This is a genomic window from Companilactobacillus huachuanensis (assembly GCF_005404815.1).
Classification (GTDB): Bacteria; Bacillota; Bacilli; order Lactobacillales; family Lactobacillaceae; genus Companilactobacillus; species Companilactobacillus huachuanensis.
This window is the reverse complement of the sequence record NZ_BJDF01000006.1, coordinates 103565-129163: the sequence shown is the minus strand read 5'-3', so window position 1 is coordinate 129163 and position 25599 is coordinate 103565. Positions and strand designations below refer to the sequence as shown.

Annotated in this window: 32 protein-coding genes; 1 reads left to right on the top strand and 31 read right to left on the bottom strand. The window is 35.8% G+C overall.

The window, feature by feature from the left end:
- Positions 1-43: 43 nt before the first annotated feature.
- From FFM71_RS05080 to FFM71_RS05050, 7 genes are all read right to left on the bottom strand, one after another.
- Positions 44-2041, bottom strand: coding sequence for a hypothetical protein (locus tag FFM71_RS05080; protein WP_137611091.1), 1998 nt, complete (start codon positions 2039-2041; stop codon positions 44-46).
- Positions 1995-5492 carry a hypothetical protein gene (locus FFM71_RS05075; protein WP_137611090.1) on the bottom strand — a complete coding sequence of 1166 codons (3498 nt, stop codon included), beginning with the start codon at positions 5490-5492 and terminating at the stop codon, positions 1995-1997. Before FFM71_RS05075 ends, FFM71_RS05080 begins: the two co-directional genes overlap by 47 nt.
- A 223-nt stretch (positions 5493-5715) precedes the next feature.
- Positions 5716-6483: a tryptophan synthase subunit alpha gene (gene trpA / locus FFM71_RS05070; protein WP_137611089.1), complete on the bottom strand. Its 768-nt coding sequence runs from the start codon at positions 6481-6483 to the stop codon at positions 5716-5718.
- Positions 6476-7684, bottom strand: coding sequence for a tryptophan synthase subunit beta (trpB, locus tag FFM71_RS05065; RefSeq protein ID WP_137611088.1), 1209 nt, complete (start codon positions 7682-7684; stop codon positions 6476-6478). Before trpB ends, trpA begins: the two co-directional genes overlap by 8 nt.
- Positions 7685-8260: 576 nt before the next feature.
- On the bottom strand, positions 8261-8767 hold the full coding sequence (locus tag FFM71_RS05060) for a macro domain-containing protein (protein WP_137611087.1): 507 nt from the start codon (positions 8765-8767) through the stop codon (positions 8261-8263).
- A gap of 17 nt (positions 8768-8784) precedes the next feature.
- Positions 8785-9609: a Cof-type HAD-IIB family hydrolase gene (locus FFM71_RS05055; protein ID WP_171000475.1), complete on the bottom strand. Its 825-nt coding sequence runs from the start codon at positions 9607-9609 to the stop codon at positions 8785-8787.
- Positions 9610-9618: 9 nt separating this feature from the next.
- Positions 9619-10353 carry a DeoR/GlpR family DNA-binding transcription regulator gene (locus FFM71_RS05050; RefSeq protein WP_137611086.1) on the bottom strand — a complete coding sequence of 245 codons (735 nt, stop codon included), beginning with the start codon at positions 10351-10353 and terminating at the stop codon, positions 9619-9621.
- Between the two features lie 176 nt (positions 10354-10529).
- Between FFM71_RS05050 and FFM71_RS05045 the strand changes: the two genes are divergently transcribed.
- Positions 10530-11633, top strand: coding sequence for a YdcF family protein (locus FFM71_RS05045; RefSeq protein ID WP_137611085.1), 1104 nt, complete (start codon positions 10530-10532; stop codon positions 11631-11633).
- Between the two features lie 27 nt (positions 11634-11660).
- On the opposite strand, the gene FFM71_RS05040 is transcribed toward FFM71_RS05045, so the two are convergent.
- The 24 genes from FFM71_RS05040 to rplX form a co-directional block, all read right to left on the bottom strand.
- Positions 11661-12179 carry a GNAT family N-acetyltransferase gene (locus FFM71_RS05040; protein ID WP_137611084.1) on the bottom strand — a complete coding sequence of 173 codons (519 nt, stop codon included), beginning with the start codon at positions 12177-12179 and terminating at the stop codon, positions 11661-11663.
- Between the two features lie 486 nt (positions 12180-12665).
- The gene (gene rpsI, locus FFM71_RS05035) at positions 12666-13058 is read right to left on the bottom strand and encodes a 30S ribosomal protein S9 (protein WP_010018559.1); all 393 of its coding nucleotides are present in this window, start codon (positions 13056-13058) and stop codon (positions 12666-12668) included.
- 13 nt (positions 13059-13071) lie between these two features.
- A complete protein-coding gene (gene rplM, locus FFM71_RS05030; protein WP_137611083.1) occupies positions 13072-13515 on the bottom strand; it encodes a 50S ribosomal protein L13 in 444 nt (147 codons plus the stop codon).
- Positions 13516-13640: 125 nt separating this feature from the next.
- Positions 13641-14387, bottom strand: a complete 747-nt coding sequence (truA, locus tag FFM71_RS05025; protein ID WP_137611082.1) for a tRNA pseudouridine(38-40) synthase TruA — start codon at positions 14385-14387, stop codon at positions 13641-13643.
- Positions 14388-14390: 3 nt separating this feature from the next.
- Positions 14391-15188: an energy-coupling factor transporter transmembrane component T family protein gene (locus tag FFM71_RS05020; protein ID WP_137611081.1), complete on the bottom strand. Its 798-nt coding sequence runs from the start codon at positions 15186-15188 to the stop codon at positions 14391-14393.
- A 3-nt stretch (positions 15189-15191) separates the two neighbouring features.
- The gene (locus tag FFM71_RS05015) at positions 15192-16046 is read right to left on the bottom strand and encodes an energy-coupling factor ABC transporter ATP-binding protein (RefSeq protein WP_137611080.1); all 855 of its coding nucleotides are present in this window, start codon (positions 16044-16046) and stop codon (positions 15192-15194) included.
- A complete protein-coding gene (locus FFM71_RS05010; RefSeq protein WP_137611079.1) occupies positions 16022-16855 on the bottom strand; it encodes an energy-coupling factor ABC transporter ATP-binding protein in 834 nt (277 codons plus the stop codon). The genes FFM71_RS05015 and FFM71_RS05010 overlap by 25 nt, the downstream gene beginning before the upstream one ends.
- A gap of 530 nt (positions 16856-17385) precedes the next feature.
- Positions 17386-17766 (bottom strand): 50S ribosomal protein L17, encoded by a 381-nt coding sequence (gene rplQ / locus FFM71_RS05005; RefSeq protein ID WP_041501353.1) that lies wholly within the window; start codon positions 17764-17766, stop codon positions 17386-17388.
- A gap of 30 nt (positions 17767-17796) precedes the next feature.
- Complete coding sequence (locus FFM71_RS05000; RefSeq protein ID WP_137611078.1) at positions 17797-18735, bottom strand: DNA-directed RNA polymerase subunit alpha; 939 nt, start codon at positions 18733-18735, stop codon at positions 17797-17799.
- Positions 18736-18798: 63 nt separating this feature from the next.
- Complete coding sequence (rpsK, locus tag FFM71_RS04995) at positions 18799-19185, bottom strand: 30S ribosomal protein S11 (protein WP_041501351.1); 387 nt, start codon at positions 19183-19185, stop codon at positions 18799-18801.
- Between the two features lie 21 nt (positions 19186-19206).
- On the bottom strand, positions 19207-19572 hold the full coding sequence (gene rpsM, locus FFM71_RS04990; RefSeq protein WP_041501350.1) for a 30S ribosomal protein S13: 366 nt from the start codon (positions 19570-19572) through the stop codon (positions 19207-19209).
- A gap of 22 nt (positions 19573-19594) precedes the next feature.
- Complete coding sequence (gene rpmJ / locus FFM71_RS04985; protein WP_010018546.1) at positions 19595-19711, bottom strand: 50S ribosomal protein L36; 117 nt, start codon at positions 19709-19711, stop codon at positions 19595-19597.
- Positions 19712-19743: 32 nt separating this feature from the next.
- Positions 19744-19962 carry a translation initiation factor IF-1 gene (infA, locus tag FFM71_RS04980; protein ID WP_137611077.1) on the bottom strand — a complete coding sequence of 73 codons (219 nt, stop codon included), beginning with the start codon at positions 19960-19962 and terminating at the stop codon, positions 19744-19746.
- A 95-nt stretch (positions 19963-20057) separates the two neighbouring features.
- A complete protein-coding gene (locus tag FFM71_RS04975; protein WP_137611076.1) occupies positions 20058-20711 on the bottom strand; it encodes an adenylate kinase in 654 nt (217 codons plus the stop codon).
- A 14-nt stretch (positions 20712-20725) separates the two neighbouring features.
- Positions 20726-22021 carry a preprotein translocase subunit SecY gene (gene secY / locus FFM71_RS04970; protein ID WP_137611075.1) on the bottom strand — a complete coding sequence of 432 codons (1296 nt, stop codon included), beginning with the start codon at positions 22019-22021 and terminating at the stop codon, positions 20726-20728.
- Positions 22021-22461, bottom strand: a complete 441-nt coding sequence (rplO, locus tag FFM71_RS04965) for a 50S ribosomal protein L15 (protein ID WP_137611074.1) — start codon at positions 22459-22461, stop codon at positions 22021-22023. Before rplO ends, secY begins: the two co-directional genes overlap by 1 nt.
- Before the next feature lie 30 nt (positions 22462-22491).
- Entirely contained in the window at positions 22492-22677 is a 186-nt protein-coding gene (gene rpmD, locus FFM71_RS04960; RefSeq protein WP_041501346.1) for a 50S ribosomal protein L30, read from the bottom strand.
- A 17-nt stretch (positions 22678-22694) separates the two neighbouring features.
- Complete coding sequence (gene rpsE / locus FFM71_RS04955) at positions 22695-23195, bottom strand: 30S ribosomal protein S5 (protein WP_137611073.1); 501 nt, start codon at positions 23193-23195, stop codon at positions 22695-22697.
- A gap of 18 nt (positions 23196-23213) precedes the next feature.
- Entirely contained in the window at positions 23214-23579 is a 366-nt protein-coding gene (rplR, locus tag FFM71_RS04950; RefSeq protein ID WP_306437279.1) for a 50S ribosomal protein L18, read from the bottom strand.
- Positions 23580-23595: 16 nt separating this feature from the next.
- Positions 23596-24126, bottom strand: coding sequence for a 50S ribosomal protein L6 (rplF, locus tag FFM71_RS04945; RefSeq protein ID WP_137611071.1), 531 nt, complete (start codon positions 24124-24126; stop codon positions 23596-23598).
- A 30-nt stretch (positions 24127-24156) separates the two neighbouring features.
- Entirely contained in the window at positions 24157-24555 is a 399-nt protein-coding gene (gene rpsH / locus FFM71_RS04940) for a 30S ribosomal protein S8 (protein ID WP_137611070.1), read from the bottom strand.
- A 30-nt stretch (positions 24556-24585) separates the two neighbouring features.
- Positions 24586-24771, bottom strand: coding sequence for a type Z 30S ribosomal protein S14 (locus FFM71_RS04935; RefSeq protein WP_010018530.1), 186 nt, complete (start codon positions 24769-24771; stop codon positions 24586-24588).
- 15 nt (positions 24772-24786) lie between these two features.
- Entirely contained in the window at positions 24787-25329 is a 543-nt protein-coding gene (gene rplE / locus FFM71_RS04930) for a 50S ribosomal protein L5 (RefSeq protein ID WP_041501341.1), read from the bottom strand.
- Positions 25330-25345: 16 nt separating this feature from the next.
- Positions 25346-25588 carry a 50S ribosomal protein L24 gene (rplX, locus tag FFM71_RS04925; protein WP_137611069.1) on the bottom strand — a complete coding sequence of 81 codons (243 nt, stop codon included), beginning with the start codon at positions 25586-25588 and terminating at the stop codon, positions 25346-25348.
- Between the last annotated feature and the right edge of the window lie 11 nt (positions 25589-25599).

Below are 25599 nucleotides of genomic sequence, written 5' to 3'. Positions count from 1 at the left end.
CAAAATCAACGTCAAACATCTCTGACAATGATTTATTGAATTCTTATGAGAATCTAAAACCCTTATTCCTAATTTCTCTGATTGGATATCCCTTCTCATATGTCTGCTTAATACTTTCGGTTCCCTCAGCAACAGAATAAAACTCATGATTAACTGGAACTCTAATTCCTCTCGCATAAATTTTATTATCGATTCCTGGAATACTTTTAAAAAAGTGATTCCAGTACAGCGGTGAATAGTCCGCTTTAAATTCTTTACCCTTATGATTGCTGAAAGCTATATACGAACTATCTATTTCAAGTAAGAACTCTGTATATGCTTTACCAATTTTTTTCTTCCCAGTAATATTACATTTACCTAATAATTGGCAATACTCACCCAAACTTATATTTTCCATATCGATTTCATTCAAAAGCTGCTTAACAGTTTTCAAGTGATCATTGCACTTATATTCCACGTACTTATTTTCAAATAATTTTAAATCATTAATAATCTGACAAACATTCACCTTTCGCTTTCTATCGGCAAGCTCCAATCTTTTACTAGCACGTTTCATCCTAGGCAATTCATAAATTCCAATATTTAGAATAACATTTGGATTTTTAACATCATCATAAAAGACACATTCCACCGTTCCTTTATTTTTATTTTCAATTCCCAAATCTGCTAAATTATGAACAAGAACTGATTCTTCATTAAAAAAATCTTCTGATTTTTCTATATCAAAATCAATCTTGCCATCGACATCAAATCGGGAAGTTACAACGTATTTATTATGGAATGTCACAAATCTATATTTCGAATTTATTTTTGCTTTAGGAATAACATCAAAATCAATTCTATTTTTTCCAATACTATCTTTCACCATCAGTTCCTGTAAGATTTTCAAAAATATTGTATTCCTAATTAAATCAGTCTTCTCTTTTATTTCCAGATTATCCTCAGTTATATTTTGTACTATCACATTCTTTGAAGAAGATTGATATGGATCATCTAAATTTTCTTTCAAATAATAATCTCTATTCTTAATTATCGAAATATTTATTCCTGATTTCAGATTTTCACTTTTTTGAACACCTAAACTTGGAAATTCCTGCTTTAACAATACACTAAGTATTTCTACAAACTGTATCGATTTATCTTCATTTATATAATCAACAATATTAATTTCTTTGTTAGAAAAATACTTGATTGCATTTTTTAAAAATGACTGTTTATTTGAAGATAATCGATAAACAATCTCTTCATTCTCCGGCATTTCATTTAAAAAGAATTTAACATAGTTCCTCATATCTTCATTAAAATCATCCAATATTGTATATAAAGAGCCAACCTTAGATTTTTTATATTCTTCAAAATTTTTAAGTGATAAAAAAGTTATTGAATTTTTCTTACTATTTTTTCCACCCTTAACCCAGCAATTACTTGTATCATCAATTGAATTGTAAATTCTCGTTGGAACTAATGAGTTATCATCCCAAAAATATTTAACACCACGCTCATTAATCCGTTTCTTAAACGATTGAACCGTCATATTCAAACCTTTGTAATACTTAAACTTCAATACATATCTATTATAAGGATTCTTATTTTCACCAACGGGATAAAAGAAATCACCGTAAATGCATGATGTACTTTCACTAATTCTTGTTTGAGGAAGAATTTTAGAACCATATAGGTTTAAGAATAAATTAACTAAACTTGAAGGATGTTCTCTCAAATCATTAATATCACTAACACTCACTTGGTAATCATTAATTTGTAAATTTTGCAGATATTCTAAGCTGGTTTCATCTTTAAGTGCAATCAAAAATACTGAATAATATTGATCTGCAATTGTACATTTTTTAATATCATGCAACTTTTCATACGGAAAATTTATATATTTTTTTGAGTCATTTTTAACATCAGATTCATCTGGCTCCAATCTTTTAAATTCAAAGATATCAAAGTTAGATCGTATCTTTTGATTGTCTGTAACGAAGTCAATGGTATTAACTAATTTGGGCAATTTCTTTTGCGATTCTTCGAATATTTCCATCGTTCAAAACACCTTCCTTATTCATTAAACTCTGTACAATTACGATTCGTTCATCATTAGTTTCATAAGGATGATAATTTCTATCTTCAATTAAATTAATAATAAATGCTTTCTTTCCCTTAACCTCGTCTAATTTCTTTGATATGCACTTTATTTCTTGTTTAAAGTCCTTATCAAAATTTTTCCAGTTTTTAAAATCAACTACTATTTGTCCATCCATAAACTCATAATCAAATTTTTCAAACAATCCCTCTTTAGAAAATCGTTTTAACTTAATATTCAGTCGATCTTCTAGTATCGCAATTCCAGCTTTTTCCGCAACTATTGCCTTATAAATAAATTGGAAAAGGTAGGGGCACATTATTTTGCCATTTGTCTTGAACTCTGTTGGCCAACCGTTATCTATAAAATACTTATGTACTATTGGGTTTCTCATAAAATTCGGTAATGTTGAAGTTCTCTCAGATATTTCCTTCAACGGTTCTTGAACTATATTTTTTTTGAAATAATAATTAGGGGTCTTTTCATTACCGACCCAATAAGCCGGACCGTCCTTTGTAAAATAATAATCACTATAACTATTACGTTTTCTTTCATCCAAAACTGGATGTTTTAAAACAAACTCTCTCAGATCATCATAGACTTGTTCAGCATCACGATTTTCAGTTTGATTGAAATCATTTAGGATGCGGTAAACAAATAGCTCACAATCATCATTTCTATTTCTAGCACTATTTTGACGATTTTTATCATTCACCGATTGGGATATTGATGATTTTTTCTTCAATAATTCAAAAATACCAACCATTTCTTTTGTTAATAACCCATCTTGTTGCATGTTCTTTAAGTCGTCATATGGAAGTTTGTTTAATAAGTTTTCAGAAATCAGAATACATATTTCATTCTTGTTAAATGTCCGGTTTAATCGTCCAACAGCTTGAATAACAGTTGTTAATATTTTTCTACGACTTGAGTCTTTGGTTATCAACTTAAAGTTATCGTGAGTTTCCTCATCCGACATTCTTTGTAATCCCCTAGTTATTAATTCATCTTTTTCTTTAACACTTATCTCATATGAGTTAAATAAATATTCAATTTGAAATAGGCAATTCAACAAATTCCTTACATCAAAATTAGAATCCGCTAGATTCTCGGTGACATAAGTTATCTCTCCTAGAAACAAACCATCAAAATCTTTTTTTGAATAACGTTGATCTGACGTAGAAAATGTCTGCGTACTAATACACTTTAATTTTTCAGAACTATACGGAGTATATTGTAAGTTTTGACCATCTCCCATAGTTTGGTATGTGCTTATTACAAAAACTCTTTTACCAGTATGTAGTTGATGTTTTATATTTTCCTTAGTTTCTGCAAAATTTTTACCTTGTAAATTAATCATAATTGCATCATCAGAATTTTCCTCGTTAAAGTAATCAAAAACATCCTTCAAAAGATTCAAATCTAATTTTTTGTCATTCTCTTTAGCGGATTTGTTATTTAAACACAAGAAGGATTCTAAATTATTATTTTCAAAAAAAATTGCTATTGCCTGAATAATTTCTAAATATCTTTTTATAAGGTAATCATTTGTGGTTCGACTTTGAATGCCATTTCCAATGTAAATTATTTTGTCTTTCGACAAATTCTCTCCAACTATTTTCTTTAAAATTTCATTTAATTCCCCTGGCCTTGAATGATCACCTTGATCCATATATTTACTTATTTCCTCGGTTGAATATGAACTAATATTTATATTTTGATTTGAATATTCCTCATCTTGTTTCTTTAATTCATTCAAAGTCTCCTCTGAAATCAATTTATCTTCAACTGCATTAAAAAAGTTTTCACCCAAGAATCTCTTTAAATAATCTAAATCATAATTAGAAAGATTACTTTTTATTCCTGCCGTTGCGGATAATCCTACTATATGTGCCTTTTTTGCTAAGTAGAGCATTATTTTCTCCGGTGTATCCCAAATAGTATATGTATTAAAAACAGTACTAAGGTTATGATTAATCCCATTTTCCAAAAAGGTCAATTGTAATCCATAATCATAAAACGAATTTGTTTTATATTTAAATACTTTCGCAGGCAATGTTTTACTTGCATATAGCGTCTCATTTAGAATAATTTCGGATTGTTTCTTATCCATTTTATAAATATGAGTAATAGTTGATAGAGCATTATTATAATCTATCTTAATATCAAGGTTACTGTGGACAATTGCTTGATTCTCCATATACTTTCGAGCAAAATTGTTAAAATAATAACCTAGTTCTCTATAAAAACCATTTATTTCAAAGAGCGCACCTAAAACGCTAATATTGTCGTCATTTTTCTCTTTCTTATCAACAATTTTCATAGAAACTTCTGGATTGTTTGAATTATAAGAACTATACAACCTTTTTTTTGAATCACCTTTTAAAAAGGTATTCAATTTTCCATCGAAAAACATTAACTCATGACCCGAATTAATCTCGTCAAGATACCAATTGGTATTGGTATAATATTTATTTTGGATTTTAGTATATTTAAGTTTTATTTCCTCAAATTTTTTAATCATTTTAGGATTTTGTAACTTTTTCAAATCCGCGGAAATTTTGCAATCAAATACCTGTTGAAACCCTTGAAAATCCTTAAAAACATCTCCCACACTTTTAATAGCTTGATCTTCTATTTTATTCAAAATCACATGCTTAGTTTGATCAAACTCATCAATAATAATCAATGAGTTATCAATTATTCCTTTAGCAGTTAAAAATTGCTGGGCCCCTCCAACTACCGTATTATAAGAAGTAAGAAATTTAGATGTGTTCATCATTAATATTTGATAATCTTCTATAAAAATAGTTGGATAAACAGTTGAAATCCATTTAAATCGTTTATCCTCTCTAACAGCCTTCAACATACATTCTTTGATAGATAATTGAGAATTGGTATTTTCAAGCTGTCCAATTGCAAAACTTCGTAATTTAATATATATTTCATGACTAAATTCTTTTTCCAGCCCTTTACCAGAACCCAATCCATTCTCAATGTAACTTTTTGCAACTTCTTTCAAATCATCGTTTTTATTATTTTGAGAATGAATTTTATACGTATCAATTTGTTCGATTAATTTTTGATAAACATCTGATTTAAACATGGAAGGAATGTTAGCATGTGGTAAATTCTCCACAATAGAATCAAAATTAGATTTAACAATCAAAACTTTATTTTTCCAATCCGAATCTGCTAATCCATGCCTATTAAAAGCGGTCTTCAACTCTTTTATCGGAAGGTTATTATTTCTATTAGTGATATAAATTATTCGATTATATTTTGAATCATTCGACTCGCTAATAAAATCCATAGCTGTGTAGGTTTTCGAAGATCCTGTCCGTAAGGGAACAATGGTTAACCCTTCAATCTGATTATCTACGATATTTCTAAAATCCTTAATATTCATTTACTTCTTTGCTCCTATTACTCTAATATGATCTTTTTAGGATATTAAAAAAATCACATTTTTCCTACTAATAAGGGTGCAATACAACAAAAACGAATATAAGGACGAATCAATTTTTTGTTTTTTTATTTTTAACAAGTTTAAAATTTATCCGAAATAAACAAAGAGACATCCATCTAAACATACACAGGTGGCTGCCTCCTATTTATAATTTCATATTTTGTTATAACGCATTAATCCTCATAGTATTATTGATATTAAGAACATATTCCTTCAAATTCTTCTGAACATCCCCACCGTCTGCAATAATTTTAACCACAGCATTCTCGCTAAGGATTCCATCAACCAAACCAGCAACTTTTTCAACTTGTTCTGTAGCAGTAACTATCGGAACATCACTAACTGCTCTAATTTGTTGAACTGTCACTTGTAACTGTTGTGTAGCCAGCTCATCACTCACGCCAGCTGCTCCAAAGATTGAAATCACATAGATAAATCCAGTTGCAGCTTGAGCTAATTTTTCAGTTCTCCCAGCTGATGTTGGTGCGACTGTTGGAACTAAATCAATTCCATATTTATCAGCAAATGGCTTCAATTCAGCTTGCTCTTCAATTGGAGCATCAGGAATAATCAAGCCAGCAACATTTAACTCCTGACACTTCTGACAAAATTTATCATATCCATATTTGAATGGAATATTTAAATACGTGTCAAAGATAATTGGAACATCACTAGTCTGACGAACTTTTTCAACGATTTCAAAAACAATATTTCTATTTACTCCGGCCGCAAAAGCACGTAAATCAGCTTTTTGAATCACTGGCCCATCAGCTACTGGATCTGAGAACGGCACCCCTAATTCAATAATGTCGGCTCCATTTTCAGCCAATGTCAAAATACTTTGAACGGTAGTCTCAATGTCTGGATCATCGGCAACTACAAATGGAATAAACACCTTTTTATCTGCAAATATTTCTTTTAAATTAGTCATTGATATCTACCCCTCTATACTTAGCAATTGATGCAACATCCTTATCACCACGACCAGACACTGTACAAATAATAATCTGGTCCTTACTCATCGTTGGGGCTAACTTCATCACATAAGCAATAGCATGACAACTCTCAATAGCGGCGATGATTCCTTCTGTTTTGGCGATATATTCAAAAGCATCGACTGCTTCATCGTCAGTAATACCAACATATTTAGCACGTTTTAATTCAGCTAGGCGTGCATGTTCTGGTCCAACGCCCGGATAATCCAAACCGGCAGAAATCGAATAAACTTGATCAATTTGACCGTCCGAGTTTTGGAGGAATAGTGATTTCATACCATGAAAAATTCCAACTGTACCACGTTCCATGGTTGCTGCAGTTTGGTCGGTATCAACACCTTTACCAGCAGCTTCAACACCAATCAATTCAACATCTTTGTCATCAATATATTTGGCAAAGCTACCAATTGCATTACTACCGCCACCAACACATGCTACGACGGTATCTGGCAAGCGACCTTCAGCCTTCAAAATTTGAGCTTTGGATTCTTTACTGATAACACTTTGAAAATCATGCACCATCTCAGGAAATGGGTATGGACCAACCGCTGACCCTAACACGTAAAAAGTATCATCAATTCTCGAAGCCCAATTTTGTAAAGCAGCGTTAACGGCATCCTTTAGGACCATTGAACCACTCGTTACTGGATGAACCTTTGCACCTAGTAATTCCATACGATAAACGTTAAGTTTTTGTCGATCAGTATCAATCTTTCCCATGAAGATTTCGCATTCCATTCCGAAAAGAGCAGCAATCGTAGCTGTTGCAACACCGTGTTGACCCGCTCCAGTTTCAGCAATCAACCGTGTCTTACCCATTCTTTTAGCAATTAAAGCTTGTCCAATAACGTTATTGATTTTGTGTGCACCAGTATGATTCAAATCTTCACGTTTGAGATAAATTTTGGCTCCACCGAGATCTTTAGTCATCTTGTCTGCGTAATATAAAAGTGATGGGCGATTAGCATAATTATTTAATAAATCGTGCAATTCCTTGAGAAAATCCGGATCATCCTTATATTTGTTATAGGCATCCGCAACATTATTTAGTTCATTCATCAAACCTTCGGGAATATATTGACCACCAAATTCACCATAGTGACTGGCATCTTGAGTTTCTTTTTGCATTTCTTTCATGAGTAGTTCCTCCAAATTAATTTAAATTATGTTTTAATCAATTTGAAGTTTGCCATCGTTTACAATTCGTCATTATGCTACCTCCTGAGAATAAAAAAAATCCGCCCATAAACTTATACAGTTTAAGGACGGATTTTCCGCGGTGCCACCTTGTTTTAATGAATTGATAGTCTGAGAGTATCACAAAAATACTCACCATCTATCACCCATTACTCTTAGCGAGGGACCAACATCCCTCCGACAACTTACGTATGCCTAACGTTCTCTCGTACTCATTACTTTTCGGAGAGACCCTCGATGGTCCATTTAACTATCTGCGTTCGATTGCCATTCTCAGCACCGGCAACTCTCTTTGCGTGCACGATAATCTTGACTTCCATCTCATCGGTTTATGGACGAATTGATTTGTTGTTTAAGAGATTAAAGCTTAATTGAATATTTGTCAATAGCTTTATTTGATTTTTTTAATTTCATTAGAAAATCCGCCATTTGATTATTCGAAATATATATCCCATTTTGACAATTAACTAAAGGTTGAAAGTTTAATTAAGTATGACGTTTCCAGAGCTTCTAACTTTAATCTTTCGTATTCAAATATTTCTTGGCTAATTTCTCGGTTGTATCATCAAATGCCACAAAATAAATTCTTGCATCCAAATCGAATTTCATAATGGTATCAATTGCCACAATAATTGCTTCTGCCAATGGATAACCATATATCCCGGTACTGAGAAATGGCAATGCTATTGAATTTACCTCTAACTGCTGGGCAATTCTCATTGAGCTAGCATATGCATCGATCAACTGTTGCTTTTCTCCATGATCACCATCGTTATAACGGGGACCAACTGCATGAATTACACAATCCGCATTTAAATCGTATGCCTGAGTATAAACTGCTGTACCGGTTGGTGTACCGCCAAATTTCAACATATCACGTCCGAGACTTGGACCAGCCTTGCGATTTAGTGCCCCATCAACTCCACCACCTGGTACTAATGCACTATTAGCAGCATTGACGATTGCATCTACATGAATTGGCAAATATGAAATATCTCCTTTAATAATTGAAATTTTCTCCATAACGATTACTTCTTTCATTACAAAACATATTTTTCGATAGCCTTAGAAACACCATTTTTATTATTGGATTCCGTTACCACGTTAGCATACTTTTTAACTTCAGCTGGAGCATTTTGCATTGCCACTCCTAACCCAGCAAGCTTCAGCATCGGCACATCATTGAAGTTATCACCCAATGCCATGGTTTTATCAAGTGATAAGTCATAAACTTTAGTCAGTTCTCGCAAGGCCTGCTCTTTGGAAACATGACTGTTTGTAATTTCAAGGTAGTTTGGTTTAGAAAGATAGAATGAACTATTCCTAAATCCACCGTTACGCAAGTGTTGCATAGCTTGACCAATTGTTTCAGGATCACCTATCAACAAAAGCTTATGTATTGGGATTTTATGTTCTGAAATCAGTCGTTCGATGTCCGTTACAATAGGTTCCAATTTAGTGATTTTTGATTCAATTTTGACCCACTTGTCGACCTTTTCGACATACCATTCTGAACCCGAGTAGAGATTTACTGAGATACCCGGATATTGTGTTTGTATGACTTCGTTAATCTTCTTAACCTCTTTGACATCGAGTTCATGGTTCAAGATAGTTGTAAAGTCTACTTTACCAATATCTTTAACGACCAAAGCGCCGTTATAACACGCAATCGGATTGTCCAAAACATCAAGTTCTTTAGCTATTGGTAGCATTCCTTCTGGTGAACGAGCTGATGCTAGAACGAAAGGAACACCTTTTTGATGAAGTCTCTCTACAACCTGTTTAAGACCAGTATCGACTACATTTTCATCATTCAAAATTGTTCCATCAATATCACTCAAGATTAACTTAATATCCATCATCATAGTACCTCCTCAATATTTAACAGTTATTGCTGCCATTACTTCGGCACTTGGTTTAATATCAGTAATCAAATAATCAAAATCGACTAATTCGCCAATTGAATAAGTCGACTTCTTAGTGAATTTAACATTCTCAGCCAATAAAATTTTTACTTTTGCGTTTTTCATAATTAATTGTTTTATATAAGCATCTTCTTGATCCTCAAAACTAACTTGACCATCCTTCAACCCGGCTGCACCAATAAACGCCACATCAAAATTGATATGTTTCAGAATTTCAGCCTCATTCAATGAATAAAAGAAACGATTCTTGGGAAAGAACTCTCCTCCTAAGGCATGCAAATTAATCTCAGGATTTCCGCTCAACATAATGGCATTATCCAGTGAATGTGTATAAATCGTTACTTTCTTATCGACGATTTGAGCCAATTTCAGGATTGTTGTCGACACATCAAAGAAATATGTACCTTGAACTTGAATAAACATTTGTGCTAACTCAGCAATATGTTTCTTTGCATCACTGAATTCATCCAATCGATCATTAAATGAAACTATCTCATCATTGGACGACAACTGCATGATTCCACCGTGAACTCGCTTGACCTTACCTGCTTGTGATAACTTGGCAAAATCTCGTCTCACCGTATCGCGGGAAACTTGAAAATGTTCAATCATCTGTTCAGTTGTTAGGACATTGCCGACACGTAATAACTTTAAAATTTCTTCTAAACGTTGTTCTTGATACATATTTCCACCTCCAATAAGTATTTTAACACATTTATATGCTTTCATAAGTATATGTAAGTATTTATAAGCTTACAAACTTAAAATATTGGCTTTCATTCGGACTAAATACCACCTTATGATAAAATTAATATGATTATTTCAGGGGGAAATATAATTTGTCATAGTGAGGTGATTTTATGAATGAAATTTCTCCGTACATTAATGAAATGCAGCAAATTTCCATTTACCTGGGACTAGCTACAGTCGTTATATTCGGACTATTCCTATATTTTTGGCTCAAAGAGCCACGCAGACTGATCCATGGGATAACTTTTACTATCTTCTTCATTACTTTCTTAGGAGAGCTAGCAGTGCTTATTTTTAGCACAGGCAATCAAGAATTCATCGTTGTCATGGGTGTCCTATTCGTACTTATCTTGGGTATCATTGCCCTAGTAATGCTGTTCATGTGGGCATTATTATTATGGAATGCAATCGTTGTTTGGAAACGTGAAAGCCATACACTTTCAAATATGCTGACATTATTTCTAGCAATCTTTCTAATCGTACTGTGGTTCGCTAATACTGTTTTAGCCAGCCATTCAAGATTTTTGCCAGATTGGTTCAACACTTTAATTTCCGGTCTACCAGTAATTGGACTGTACATATTACTTTGTTCCTATAACTTTTTGGTCAGTGTATTCTTGTATCAATTCTTACCACGGCGTTATAAGGCCAACTACTTAATCGTCCTAGGTGCCGGCTTAATTGGCGGTGACACCGTTTCAAAACTATTAGGTAATCGAATAGATGCCGCAATGAAATTTGCTAATAAGCAGATCAGAAAGGGTCGTCCAGCACCAAAAATTGTTTTCTCAGGTGGACAAGGACCTGACGAAAAACTATCGGAAGCTAGAGCCATGGCTGATTATGCAATTGCTCATGGTTGGCAAGAAGAATTAATCATCTTAGAGGATAAATCCCGTAATACATTGCAGAACATGCAATTTTCTAATAGTATTATTCAAAACGATTACGGCGCTGACAATGCTTATATCAAATTCTTCAGTAATAACTACCATATCTTCCGAGCCGGTCTATATGCCAAGATGGCAGGTCTTGCAGCTAATGGTGTCGGTGCACCAACAAGATTTTATTTCTTGCCTAATGCCTTGATCCGTGAATTTGCTGCTGTTTTCTTAATGAATAAGAAACGTCATTTGATAGTCATCGGTTTAATTGGTATTGGTATCTTAATAATGATGGCAGCCACTATTTATGTAGACATAAAGACAAAATAAAAAATCGTAGAAAATTTCTACGATTTTTTATTTGTTATCCTTGTGGAAAACTTTTTCCATAATCACCATTGTATAACCCGGTACCGGAACTTCTCGATCCATAGGCAGAAATTTATTCTTCAATAGAAATTGTTGGCTCTGCTCATTTCCCTTTGGAAAAGCTAATTCAATTCGTTCGATGCCATTTTTATCCAAAGAATTTTCCAAATCAGTAAAAATATTAGAACCGATTCCTTTTTTCTGACATTTAGCATCAACCATGAAAAAGCCGACCCAAGCGTCTTTAGGAGCTGGATAACCCGTTATTAAGTCCAAAATGGCAATTAATTTATCTTCATCATAGTAACCTAAATAGTATTTATCATCCAAATTCTTATCAGCTGGAACGATCTTCATATCTTCCAAAATACTGTGACGTGTTGGAGCTGGTGGACAGAAATTAAAAAAATTAAGATTACTTTGAACCAATTGCAATGCATGATCGGCATCAAGTGGTGTTAGTTTTTTTACTTGATAACTTGTGGATAACTTATTGATATCTAACATTTTTGAATGCTCCCTCTTATACTTTTATATTCTCTAACGTGCGGTGCTAGTTAAATATGCCGTCTCCAGAGCTGGGGAATATTCACAAGCTGTGCGGAACGGTTCGAGCCTGGGAAACGGTCTCGAGCCTCGGTTTGAAGCCTTGACATAGTTCGTCAAGGCTCCAAACACGCCCGGTGTTGTAATGGCTAAAGCCATAACAACACTTCCACGGCACACAAATATTTTCCAGCTCTTCCGACTAATTAATCGTTATTAATTGAATGTAAAAATATTCAATTTCTTTTATATCTGGACTATTCTACATTCTAAAATACAATTGATACGAATACTTGCAGTTAATTATCGACTAGCACCATGCGTACTCTCTAATATTAACATGTAAGATTTGATAAGCGTCATTCTTCAGTGACCCCCAAAGCCAAACAAAAAAAACATCCCTCACACTGAGAGATGTTTTCGTATCCAAAACTGAAAATAGAAATATTAACGTTTTGAGAATTGTGAAGCCTTACGAGCTTTCTTAAGACCTGGTTTCTTACGTTCCTTCATACGAGGGTCACGTGTTAAAAAGCCGGCTGACTTGAGTGATGGTCTGAAATCAGGATCAACGTCAAGTAGTGCTCTAGCGATACCATGTCTGATTGCTCCAGCTTGTCCTGAGAAGCCTCCACCATTAACGTTAGCAATAACGTCATAGCTATCTGCTGTTTCAGTAACATCTAAAGGTTGTTTCATATCAGCAATCAAATTGTCAAAAGGAATGTAATCTTTGACATCACGTTTGTTGATAGTAATCTTTCCGTTTCCGGGTACTAGGCGTACACGAGCAACTGAGTCCTTGCGACGACCTGTTCCGGCGTATGATACTTGTGCCAAATTCTTTTCCTCCTTAAATTAGTTTGTTGATATCCAACATCTCTGGATTTTGTGCTTGGTGGCTGTGATCTGAACCTGCATATACATGCAACTTCTTGATTTCCATACGACCAAGACTGTTCTTAGGCAACATGCCACGAATTGAATCTTCAACGAAGCGCTCTGGCTTTGTAGCTCTCTTTTCGCCGGCACTAATACTCTTCAACCCACCTGGGTGATCTGAGTGAGAATAATAAATCTTATTCTTAGCCTTTTTACCTGTTAATCTAACTTTATCTGCATTGATGATAATAACATTATCACCAGTATCAACGTTAGGTGTGTAAGTTGGTTTGTTTTTACCTCTAAGAATAGAAGCAACAACTGATGAAAGTCTACCTAAGACAACATCTTCACCGTCAATTACATACCATTTACGTTCAACTTCACTTGCTTTTGCTAATGGTGTTGTACGCACTTTAATTTCCTCCAGTTTCTACGTCTTTTTGACACTCAATAAGTTTCCGGGGCCTATCGTGGGGCAAACAATACCAGTTACAATAATACTGTGATTTCGACTCTAAGTCAATATTTATCCACAGATTATTCATAAAAAACTTCTTTTAAATATAGACCACTCGCTGGGGCTGTACCACGTGCTTCTTGGCGGTTCTTCACTTGAAACAACCTCAAGAAATCGTGTTCATCCCTGCGCCCATTACCAATCTCTAACAGAGTAGCAACTAAGATTCTAACCATATTATATAGGAAGCCATTGCCTGTAAATTCGAAAACTAATTCGTCATTGTTCCTATTATACACACATGTAGCAGAATAGATAGTCCTAACTTTATTTTCTATCACTCCACCAGATGCAGCAAAACTTGTGAAATCGTGTTCACCCTCAAGATCTTTTAAGGCTGTTTGAATTTTATCCACAGCCAAATTATAAGGATAATGCCCTGTGTAAAACCTTTTGAACGGATCCGTATAGTGTCCACAATCAACTCGATATTGATAAGTTTTTCTCTTAACGCCAAAACGAGCGTGAAAATTTTTATCCACAATTGTTGCCTTTTTTACTAAAACATCTAGCGGCATGAGTGAGTTAAGAGCTCGAAGCATATTTTCCGCTGGTATCTCACCTGGATAATCAAAGTGGATAACCTGTCCAAAGGCGTGAACACCGGCATCAGTTCTACCAGAACCAACAATATCAATGTGTTGTCCCTTAGTCATCTTAGTCAAGGCTTTCTCCATGACACCTTGAACCGTTCGTAATTCATTTTGACGCTGAAAGCCATGAAACTTTGTACCATCATAAGAAATAGTTAATTTGTATCTTGTCATAAATTAATAACTCCGTAAAAATAATAGAATGCCTGTTACTGCTGCCATAAAGATAACCATGATATTGTCTCGTCTATCCCAGCTCAAGACACGATACTTGCTTCGTCCTTCACCATCTTTATAACCACGTGACTCCATCGCAATAGCCAAATCATAGGCAATAGAAAAACTGCTGACAAAAAGTGGAATCAGAATTGGTACAAATGATTTGATACGTTTGATCAACCCACCCTCACCAAAATCAACACCACGAGCACGTTGTGCATCCATGATCTTAGTTGTTTCATCAACTAGTAATGGCACGAATCGCAATGCAATCGACAACATTAAAGCAACTTGAGTCACCGGAAATTTAATTTTTTTCAATGGCTTGAGAATGCTCTCGATCGAATCGGAAATCTCAATTGGTGTCGTCGTCAATGTCAATAATGTCGAAATAAAAATAATTAATATAAATCTGATAAAAATGTAACCCGCAATAACTAAACCTTCTTTAGAAAACGTGAAGATTCCCCAATGCCACAGCGGATTTGCACTTGGCGTGAATAAGAGCTGTAGCGCGACTGTAAATAGAATCAGCCAAAACACTGGTTTCAGTCCCTTTAAAAAGAAGCCAAAATTAATTTTTGAAAGAAAGACCGCAAAGATAACAAATGCCAGTAAGAAAGCGTATGAAGCCACATTATTAGCTAGAAAAACTATCCCCACAAAATAAAACGTTAATAAGAATTTACCACGTGGATCTAAGCGATAAACTAGTGAATCCCCCGGTAAATATCTCCCCAAAATAATTTTATCCATTACTTAATCACCATTTAACTGTTGTTCAATCTCAGTTCCTAACTCATTAATTGTAATTGGTAGCTTCTCAAATGAGAAACCTTTTTCAGTTAATTCTTTCGCAAAAGCAGCACTTTTTGGCAAAGTCAGCAAATCCTCTTTCAATAACTCCTGGTTGTTGAAAACTTCTTGAGGAATTCCTTGTGCAATAAGTTTTCCACGGTGGATAACTGCCATTTCTTCAGCATAATTAGCCACGTCATCCATATTATGAGTAATCAAGATTATTGTCTTGCCATCTTGCTGCAAGCTCTTAAATAGATCCATAATCTCCTGACGACCAACTGGATCAAGCCCCGCTGTCGGTTCATCCAAAATAATTGTCTCTGGATCACTAGCTAAAACACCAGCGATAGCCACACGACGCATCTGTCCCCCTGATAGGTCAAAAGGTGACTGTTCTAACAATGATTCATCTAGCCCCACTAGTTTAATCATCTTATGAGCTGATTCCCTAGCATCATCAGCACTAGCGCCAAAATTCATTGGTCCAAACATAATATCTTTTTCCACAGTATCTTCAAATAATTGACTCTCTGGAAATTGGAAAACCATGCCCACTTGCTTACGTAAAGGTTTGAGATTCTTATTATTAGTCTCTGGTGTAATCACTCTATCACCAACTGTTATCGTTCCAGACGTCGGTTTTAACAAGGCATTGATGTGTCGAACCAGTGTTGATTTTCCACTACCGGTTTGTCCGACAATGGCGGTAAATTTCTTATCTTGGATCTTGAACGAAACATCATCTAAACCCAGATTAGCCGTCGGACTATTTGGGTTATATGAATGTGTTACATGTTCGAATGTAATTTCCATAATTGTTCCTTTAGCTCCTCTTCGTTTAAATAGCCGTCAGGCAATTTAATTGTATCCCTTAGCGTTGATACCAATTCACTCGTAAACGGCTCCTCAAGACCAAATTTCTGCAAATCAGCCCCTAAATCATAGATTTCTTCAGGTTTACCATCACTGACGATTTGACCATCATTCAAAACTACGATTCTTTGCGACAATTCGGTCTCTTCAATGTCATGCGTAATTGAAATAATTGTTAGGTCTTGTTGACTGCGCAGTTGTTGAACAAGATTCAAAACGGTTTTACGCCCATCTGGATCCAACATACTAGTCGATTCGTCCATAATAACAATCTGTGGTTTTGTCGCCAAAACACCGGCAATAGCCACACGTTGCTTTTGACCACCTGATAATGACTGTGGATCACGTTCCTTAAAGTCTGCCATCTTGACCAAGATTAGTGCCTCATCAACTGCTTTGACCATCTCTTCACGTGGCATACCCTGGTTTTCCAAACCAAATGCTACATCGTCCTCAACTGTTGCCCCAACAAACTGATGATCAGGATTCTGAAAGATGATGCCAATCTTAGTCCGCGCTTCCCAAATGTTTTCTTCATTAATTATCTGTCCAGCAACTTCAATCGTTCCGGAATCTGCCTCAATCAAACCATCGATTAATTTTGTCAACGTTGACTTTCCACTACCGTTCTTTCCCACAATCGATAGCCATTCATTTTTATAAATGTCGAGCGATAAATTCTTGATAGCTGAACGTTTTGCTTCTGGATACGTATAATTTAAGTCTTTAATTGAAATGATTTTTTCCAAAAGTGTCTCCCCTGAAGATGTGTTGTTTATATATTAACGTTTAGTGCTAGTTAAATATTCCGTCTACAGATCTGGAAATATTCACTAGCTTGTCAAAGTACGGTCTCGAACCTCAGAACACAAATACTTCCCCGTCCTCTGACTAATTTATTTTCTTTAGTACAAATTATCTCATGAATGTTTAGATTAACATTAAACAATTCGTAATAGTTACTATTACTAATAATTATTATATCCGATTTGACTTCTTCAATCCTCAAAACACTTTATATCAAATGAAATAAGCATTACTTAATCGAAAGTGCCTAGAAATAATTATGGCAGTGAATACTTTTCAAATCTGGAGACGAGATTACTAATAATACTAGCTATATAATACCAAATTTGGGCAAAAAAAAATCATTCGATAAATTAGTGTCTCTTTTTACAGAGATCTCAGAGATAGACTTAGCCGTAAACACGACCATCATCTTAACACTCACTAATTCATCAGAATGACTGATTTTTTAATTATTAATAAACAATTATTATTAAACTAATTCAATAATAACCATTGGAGCTGCATCTCCACGGCGTGGAGTTGTCTTCAAAATACGTGTGTATCCACCATTACGTTCTTTGTAACGAGGTGCAATATCACTAAAAAGTTTTTGAAGAGCTGATTGAACAACAACTGCGTCATCATCTTCTGTAATGTTAGCAACTTCGTTTCTAACATAAGCAGCAGCTTGGCGACGAGCATGCAAATCTCCGCGTTTACCTAAGGTTATCATTTTTTCAGTTGTACGACTGATCTCTTTTGCGCGAGTTTCAGTTGTTACAATATGTTCGTTAATGATTAAATCAGTAGTTAAATCGCGTAACATTGCTTTTCTTTGTGAACTGTTACGTCCTAATTTGCGGTAGCCCATGTCTATACCTCCTGTTTGAATTTGATATTATTAGTCTTCTTGCTTCAATGATAATCCAAGATCAGCAAGCTTTTCCTTAACCTCAACAAGTGATTTACGTCCTAAATTACGAACACGCATCATATCTGCTTCGGATTTTTCAGTTAGCTCTTGCACAGTATTAATACCGGCACGCTTCAAACAATTATATGAACGAACTGATAAATCAAGTTCTTCAATAGTCATTTCAAGTTTCTTCTCTTTTTGAGTTTCCTCTTTTTCGATCATCATGTCAGCGCTCTTAGCTTCTTCAGTAAGATTTACAAAACTTGTTAAATGTTCTGTAAGAATCTTTGCTGACAAACTAATAGCTTCGCGTGGTCCAATTGAACCATTTGTCCAGATATCGATTGTTAATTTGTCGAAGTCGTTTCTCTTACCCACACGAGTGTTTTCAACTTGATAGTTAACTTTTTCTACAGGTGTAAAAATTGAGTCAACTGGAAGAACACCAATAGGTGTTTCGTCCGTCTTATTTTGTTCTGCAGGAGTATATCCACGACCATTTTTAATTGTCATTTGCATGTGGAAGTGTCCACCCTCAGCAACAGTACAAATAAATTGTTCTGGATCGAGGATTTCCAAGTCATCATCAGCTTTGATATCGTTCGCTGTAACAGTAGCGGGACCGACGATGTCGATTTCGGCTTTTAAACTGTCTTCAGCGTAAGACTTTAGCTTTAACTTCTTAACGTTAAGCACGATTTGTGTAACGTCTTCAATTACGCCATCAACAGCTGAAAATTCATGCAATACACCGTCTATTTGAATATCAGATACCGCAGTACCAGGTAATGATGCTAATAAAACTCTACGTAATGAATTACCCAAAGTTGTACCATAACCTCTTTCAAGCGGTTCGATAATATATTTACCATAACTACTACTTTCTTCAACAGAAGTAATAGATGGCTTTTCAAATTCGATCATTCGGTTAGTTCCCCTTTCAAAACGAAATGTGTGTAGCGTAGTTCATATGGGTATACAACCATTCTATACACGACGACGCTTTGGAGGACGAGAACCATTATGAGGAACTGGTGTAACATCGCGAATAGCAGTGATTTCCAAACCAGTAGCTTGTAATGAACGGATTGCAGCTTCACGACCTGAACCAGGACCCTTAACAGCTACTTCAACTGTCTTCATACCATGTTCCATTGATTCCTTAGCAGCTGCTTCTCCAGCCATTTGTGCAGCAAATGGTGTTGATTTACGACTACCTTTGAATCCAAGTGCACCAGCTGATGACCATGAAACGGCATTACCGTTAACATCAGTGATCATAACAAGTGTGTTATTGAAAGTTGAGTGAATATGTGCAACACCAGCTTCAATATGTTTCTTAGTACGGCGCTTACGACCTTTACTTTGTGCCATGATTAACCTCCTATCTTATTATTACTTCTTCTTACCTGCAATGGTAGTTTTCTTACCCTTACGAGTTCTTGCATTGTTCTTTGTGTTTTGTCCACGAACTGGCAAACCACGACGATGTCTCATACCACGATATGAGCCAATTTCTTGTAGTCTCTTGATGTTCATGCTTACTTCACGACGTAAGTCACCTTCGACACGTACATTATCAACTTCTGCACGAATTTTATCTTCTTGGTCAGGAGTTAAATCTCTTGTACGAATATCTTCAGATACGCCTGCATCTTTAAGCACTTTTTGAGCTGTTGTTTCGCCAATACCAAAAATGTATGTAAGGGCGATAACGATTCTCTTATCACGAGGTAAATCTACACCTGCTATACGAGCCATTAATTAGCACCTCCTATTTTTATTATCCTTGTCTTTGTTTGTGCTTTGGATCTGCAGAGCAAATAACCATGACGCGACCGCGTCTCTTAATTACCTTACAGTGTTCGCACATAGGTTTAACGGATGGTCTTACTTTCATATTGTGGAACCTCCATTCCATTAAAAAACTTATTATCTATATCTATATGTAATTCTTCCCTTGGTTAAATCATAAGGGGATAATTCCACGGTAACCTTATCACCAGGTAAAATTTTAATATAGTGCATACGGATTTTTCCTGATACATGGGCTAAAACTGTAGCACCATTTTCAAGCTTTACCTTAAACATTGCATTAGGCAATGTTTCTGAAATTGTACCTTCTACTTCAATGACATCTTCTTTTGCCAAAGATATTAACCTCCATACGGGATGAAATTATTCTGCATATACTGGCGAATTATACAATAATTTTCCGTACATGTAAACATTCAAAGCAAAAAGTCTTACAAGTTTTGTAAAACTTTTTTAACTTCGTTATAAACTTCATCTATTCCCTGTTCACCGTTGATCTTGTGTAACAAGTGTAACTTGTCATAAAAATCAATTAATGGCGTATTCATTTCAATATTAACTTTCAATCTATTCTTAACAGTCTCAGGCTTGTCGTCCTCACGTTGATAGAAGTCATGTCCGCCACAGACGTCACATGTACCTTCTACCTTAGTGGGGTTATAGATTTTATGATATGTTGCTCCACAATTAGAACAAATATATCTTCCAGATAGGCGATCAACTAATACTTCAGGCTTAACATCGATATAGATGACAGCATCTATCGGTTTGTTTACATTCATTGCAATTGTCTGTAAAGCGTTTGCCTGTTCAAGAGTTCTCGGAAATCCATCTAACATATATCCATCTTTTTGAACATCATCTTCAGCTAAACGTTCTTCGACGATAGCTTCGGTAACATCATCCGGAACAAGTTCACCTTTATCGATGAACCCTTTAGCCTTTAGACCAACTTCTGTCTTGTTAGCCATGGCTGCTCTAAACATGTCACCAGTTGAAATATGAACAACTTTAAAATCTTCAACAATCTTTTCTGCTTGAGTACCTTTACCAGCACCGGGTAACCCCATCAATACAATATTCATTGTCACATCTCCAATTATCTAATAAATCCAACGTATTCACGCTTCATCAAAAGACCACGTAATTGACGATCCATTTCCAAAGCAACACCAACGATGATCAATAAACTCGTACCACCTAATCCGATGGATTGAGGTAAATTGAACAAGTTAGCTGCCAATAATGGAAGCAATGAAACCAAACCTAGGAACGCAGCTCCGACGGTTGATAGCTTCATCAATACACCTGACATGAACTTGATTGTTTCATTACCAGGCCAAACGCCAGGGATATAAGCCCCTTGCTTTTGTAGGTTCTCTGCAAGCTTTTCGGGATTTACCTGAACAAATGCATAGAAGAATGTAAATAATACAATCAACAATGTATAAATGATCGAACCTGTTGTAGTTTGCATACTGAATATTTCTGTTAATACTTGATACCATTGATCTCCACTATGATTTGCTTGGAATGCCATCAAAATTGTTTGAGGCGTTACAATAAATGAACTAGCGAAGATAACAGGAATAACACCAGCAACGTTAACCTTCAATGGTAGAAAACTTTCACTACCACTACCTGCTGCACGTCTTGTGTATTGAATAGGAATTCTACGACTTGCTTGTTGAACAAATGTAACAAATTGCACAACAATCAAGATGATGACCACAAGGCCAACCAAGAATCCGATATTCTTTGCAAGATCTGCAGAGCTAGCGTTCGTAATATAATCACGGTAAATTTGTTCGATCCCCTTAGGGAATCTAGCAATAATACCGGCGAAGATAATTACGGAAACTCCATTACCCAAACCTTTGTCAGTAATCTGCTCACCAATCCAAGTAAGAAGCATCGTACCACCAGTTAAGATAATACCGATAGTAATGAAGGCTCTCATATTAGGAGATTTAACTAATCCCAAACCACTTAATTGGTTAAAACCGGCAGTAATACCGATTGACTGAACAAAACCTAAAACAATCGTCAAATATCTCGTTACTTGATTTAACTTTCTACGACCAACTTCACCTTGTTTGCTCCATTCCACAAATTTTGGAACAATGTCCATTTGTAGAAGTTGCACAACGATTTGGGCCGTAATGAATGGCGAAACACCCATTGAGAAAATAGAGTAGTTTGAAAGACCACCACCGGTAACAGTATCCAACAAAGGAACTAATCCAGTAGATCCAACCTTATCCATTGCCGCAGCATTAACGCCAGGCACTGTGATTTGTGATCCCAAACGATATATAACAAGTAACATCAAGGTAAATAGGATTTTCTTACGAATTTCCTTTACCTTTAGAGCATCTCTGATAGTTCCAAGCATTAGATCACCTCTACAGTGCCACCAGCGGCTTCAATTGCTTTAGTAGCTGCGGCTGAACTCTTAGCAACTTTAACAGTTAACTTAGCACTAACCTCACCGTTAGCAAGCAACTTAATACCATTATATTGTTTCTTAACGATTCCTGCTGCCTTTAATGTTTCAACATTAACTTCAGCACCATCATTAAACTTACTTAATTCACTTAGGTTGACAATAGCATATTCCTTGCGGTTGATGTTATTGAATCCACGTTTTGGCATACGACGGAACAAAGGCATTTGTCCACCTTCAAAACCAATACGTGTTTTACCACCTGATCTAGCCAATTGACCTTTTTGACCACGACCAGAAGTTTTACCTGTACCACTTGAAGTACCACGACCTAGACGCTTTCTTGAGTGTCTTGAGCCTGCACTTGGCTTAAGTTCGTTTAGTTCCATTATTGCACCTCCTAATCTTTTGTAATTTTATTAATCTTTAACTTCTTCAACGCTTACTAAGTGAGCGATTTTACGTACAGCACCACGAATTGCAGCATCATCCGGCTTAACAACAGAACTTGAAACTCTTCCGAGTCCCAATTCCTTTACAGTTTTACGTTGAGCAGGAAGGCGGTGAGCTGCACTTCTAATTAGAGTAATTTTAAGTTTAGCCATTATTACACACCTTTCTTCTAGTTAAGCAATTCTTGGGCTGAGATTCCGCGCATTTCTGAAACGCTTTCGGCAGTCTTAAGTTGTTTTAATCCAGCAATTGTTGCACGAATTACGTTGATTGGTGTATTTCTACCAAGTGACTTACTTGTAACATCACCAACACCTGATAATTCGATAACGGCACGAACGGCACCACCAGCAGCAATACCAGAACCTTCTTCAGCAGGCTTCAACATGATTCTACCGGCACCAAATGTACCAATAACTTCATGAGGAATTGTTGAACCAACCATAGGAACGTTGATAAGGTTCTTCTTAGCATCTTCAACAGCTTTACGAATAGCTTCGGGAACTTCTTGAGCTTTACCAGTACCGAAACCTACGTGACCATTCTTGTCACCAACAATTACGATAGCAGCAAAACGTAGACGGCGTCCACCTTTAACAACCTTAGTAACACGGTTGATTGAGACAACGCGATCTTCTAATTCAAATTGAGATGGATCGATATATGTCATAAATTTGGTTTCCTCCTTCTAGAATTTTAGCCCATTTTCACGAGCAGCTTCAGCAAGACTTTGAACACGTCCGTGATATAAATAACCACCACGATCAAAGATAACATCGCTAATTTTAGCTTCTTGTGCTTTTTGTGCAATTAATGCACCAACAGCTTCAGCTTGTTCAACTTTTGAACCATCTTTAATTTCTTTATCAAGAGTTGAGGCACTTGCTAGCGTTACACCCTTTACGTCATCAATAATTTGAGCGTAAATGTTTTTATTCGAACGGAATACGTTTAAGCGTGGGCGCTCAGCAGTACCAGAGATTTTGGCACGGATACGCTTTTGACGTTTTTGACGTGCTTTGTTTTTGTCTGGTTTTGTAATCACAATTTTCACCTCATAGATTTATTTACTATTTACCAGTTTTACCTTCTTTACGACGTACATATTCGCCAACATAACGAATACCTTTACCTTTATAAGGTTCTGGAGAACGTACATCGCGGATTTCAGCAGCAAATTGACCAACACGTTGCTTTGAAATACCTAGAATGTTAATTTCTGTATTTGAAGGAGATTCGATCTTGATACCTGTTGGTGCATCCATAACAACTGGATGTGAATAACCAACTGAAAGTGTTAGTGTGTCACCTTTAACTTGTGCACGGTAACCAACGCCTCGTAGTTCAAGCTTCTTTTCGTAACCTTCTGTAACACCAATGATCATGTTGTTAAGGTTTGAACGCATTGTTCCGTGAAGAGCTTTATCATTGTCGCTTTCACGTGTGAACTTAGCTTCAGTACCTTCGATTGTTAACTTGATCTTTTGGTTGAATTCTCTTGTTAATTCACCCTTAGGGCCTTTAACAGTGATGTTTTCATCTTTTTGAGTAACTGTTACTCCAGCTGGAATTTCAATTACTTTATAACCGATACGACTCAAATTAGTGCACCTCCTTACTTTATAAGTATATTACCAAATATAAGCGATTACTTCTCCACCAACGTGTTGAGCGCGGGCTTCTTTGTCAGTAATAACACCTTTTGAAGTTGAAAGAATAGCGATACCTAATCCATTAAGAACCTTTGGCACGTTATCTGAATCAACATAACTACGTAAACCTGGTCTTGAAATACGTTTCAAGCCTGAAATGACGCGTTGTTGATCTTTACCATATTTTAAGAAAATACGAAGTACGTTTTGCTTGTTATCTTCGATAACTTCGTAATCCTTGATAAATCCTTCATTCTTAAGAATTTCTGACATACTCTTCTTGATGTTTGAAGCAGGAATGTCTAGAGATTCATGTTTAACCATGTTTGCATTACGAATACGTGTTAGGTAATCTGCAATAGGATCTGTCATGACCATTTGATTTGCCTCCTTTTTATATTAAAAATCTTACCAGCTAGCTTTTTTCATACCAGGGATTTGACCTTCATGAGCCAATTGACGAAGGCAAAGTCGGCAAAGCTTAAATTTACGATATACGGAATGTGGACGTCCACAACGTTCGCAACGTGTATAAGCTTGTGATGAGAACTTTGCAGGTCTGTGATTACGTACGATTTGTGATTTCTTAGCCAATGAATTTACCTCCTATTATTTTGTGAATGGCATACCGATTTGAGTTAATAGTTCACGTGATTCTTCATCGGTGTTAGCAGTTGTAACAATAACGATGTCCAATCCACGAATTTTGTTAACCTTATCGTAGTCAATTTCTGGGAAAACCAATTGTTCTTTAACACCGAGTGTGTAGTTACCACGACCATCGAATGAACGTGTTGATACACCACGGAAGTCACGAACACGTGGTAAAGCAATGTTGATTAGTTTGTCAAGGAAGTCATACATACGGTCACCACGAAGTGTAACCTTAGCACCGATTGACATACCTTCACGAAGTCTGAATGTAGCGATTGATTTCTTAGCTTTTGTGATCAAAGGTTTTTGACCAGCAATCAAACCTAATTCTTCAACAGCTTCGTCAAGATTCTTTGAGTTAGCAATTGCATCACCAACACCCATGTTCAAAACGATCTTTTCAACCTTAGGTGCTTCCATGATTGATGAATAGTTAAACTTCTTCATCATTGATGGTGTGATTTCGCTAACGTACTTTTCTTTTAATGCGTTAACCATTTAGTTTTCTCCTTTCTTATTTATCTTCTTTATCAGTTGTCTTACTTACAACTTTAACGTTAGTTGCGCTAATAGGTCTTTCAACGTCAACAATCCCGCCTTGGGGTTGTGAGCTGCTTGCCTTAGAGTGCTTCTTTACAACGTTAACGCCTTCGATGATAACTTTGTTAGTAGCGGGAATAGCTTGTTTAACTACGCCTGTCTTACCTTTAGCATCACCTGCAATAACTTTGACATTGTCTCCAGTTTTTACAAACACTAATCAGCACC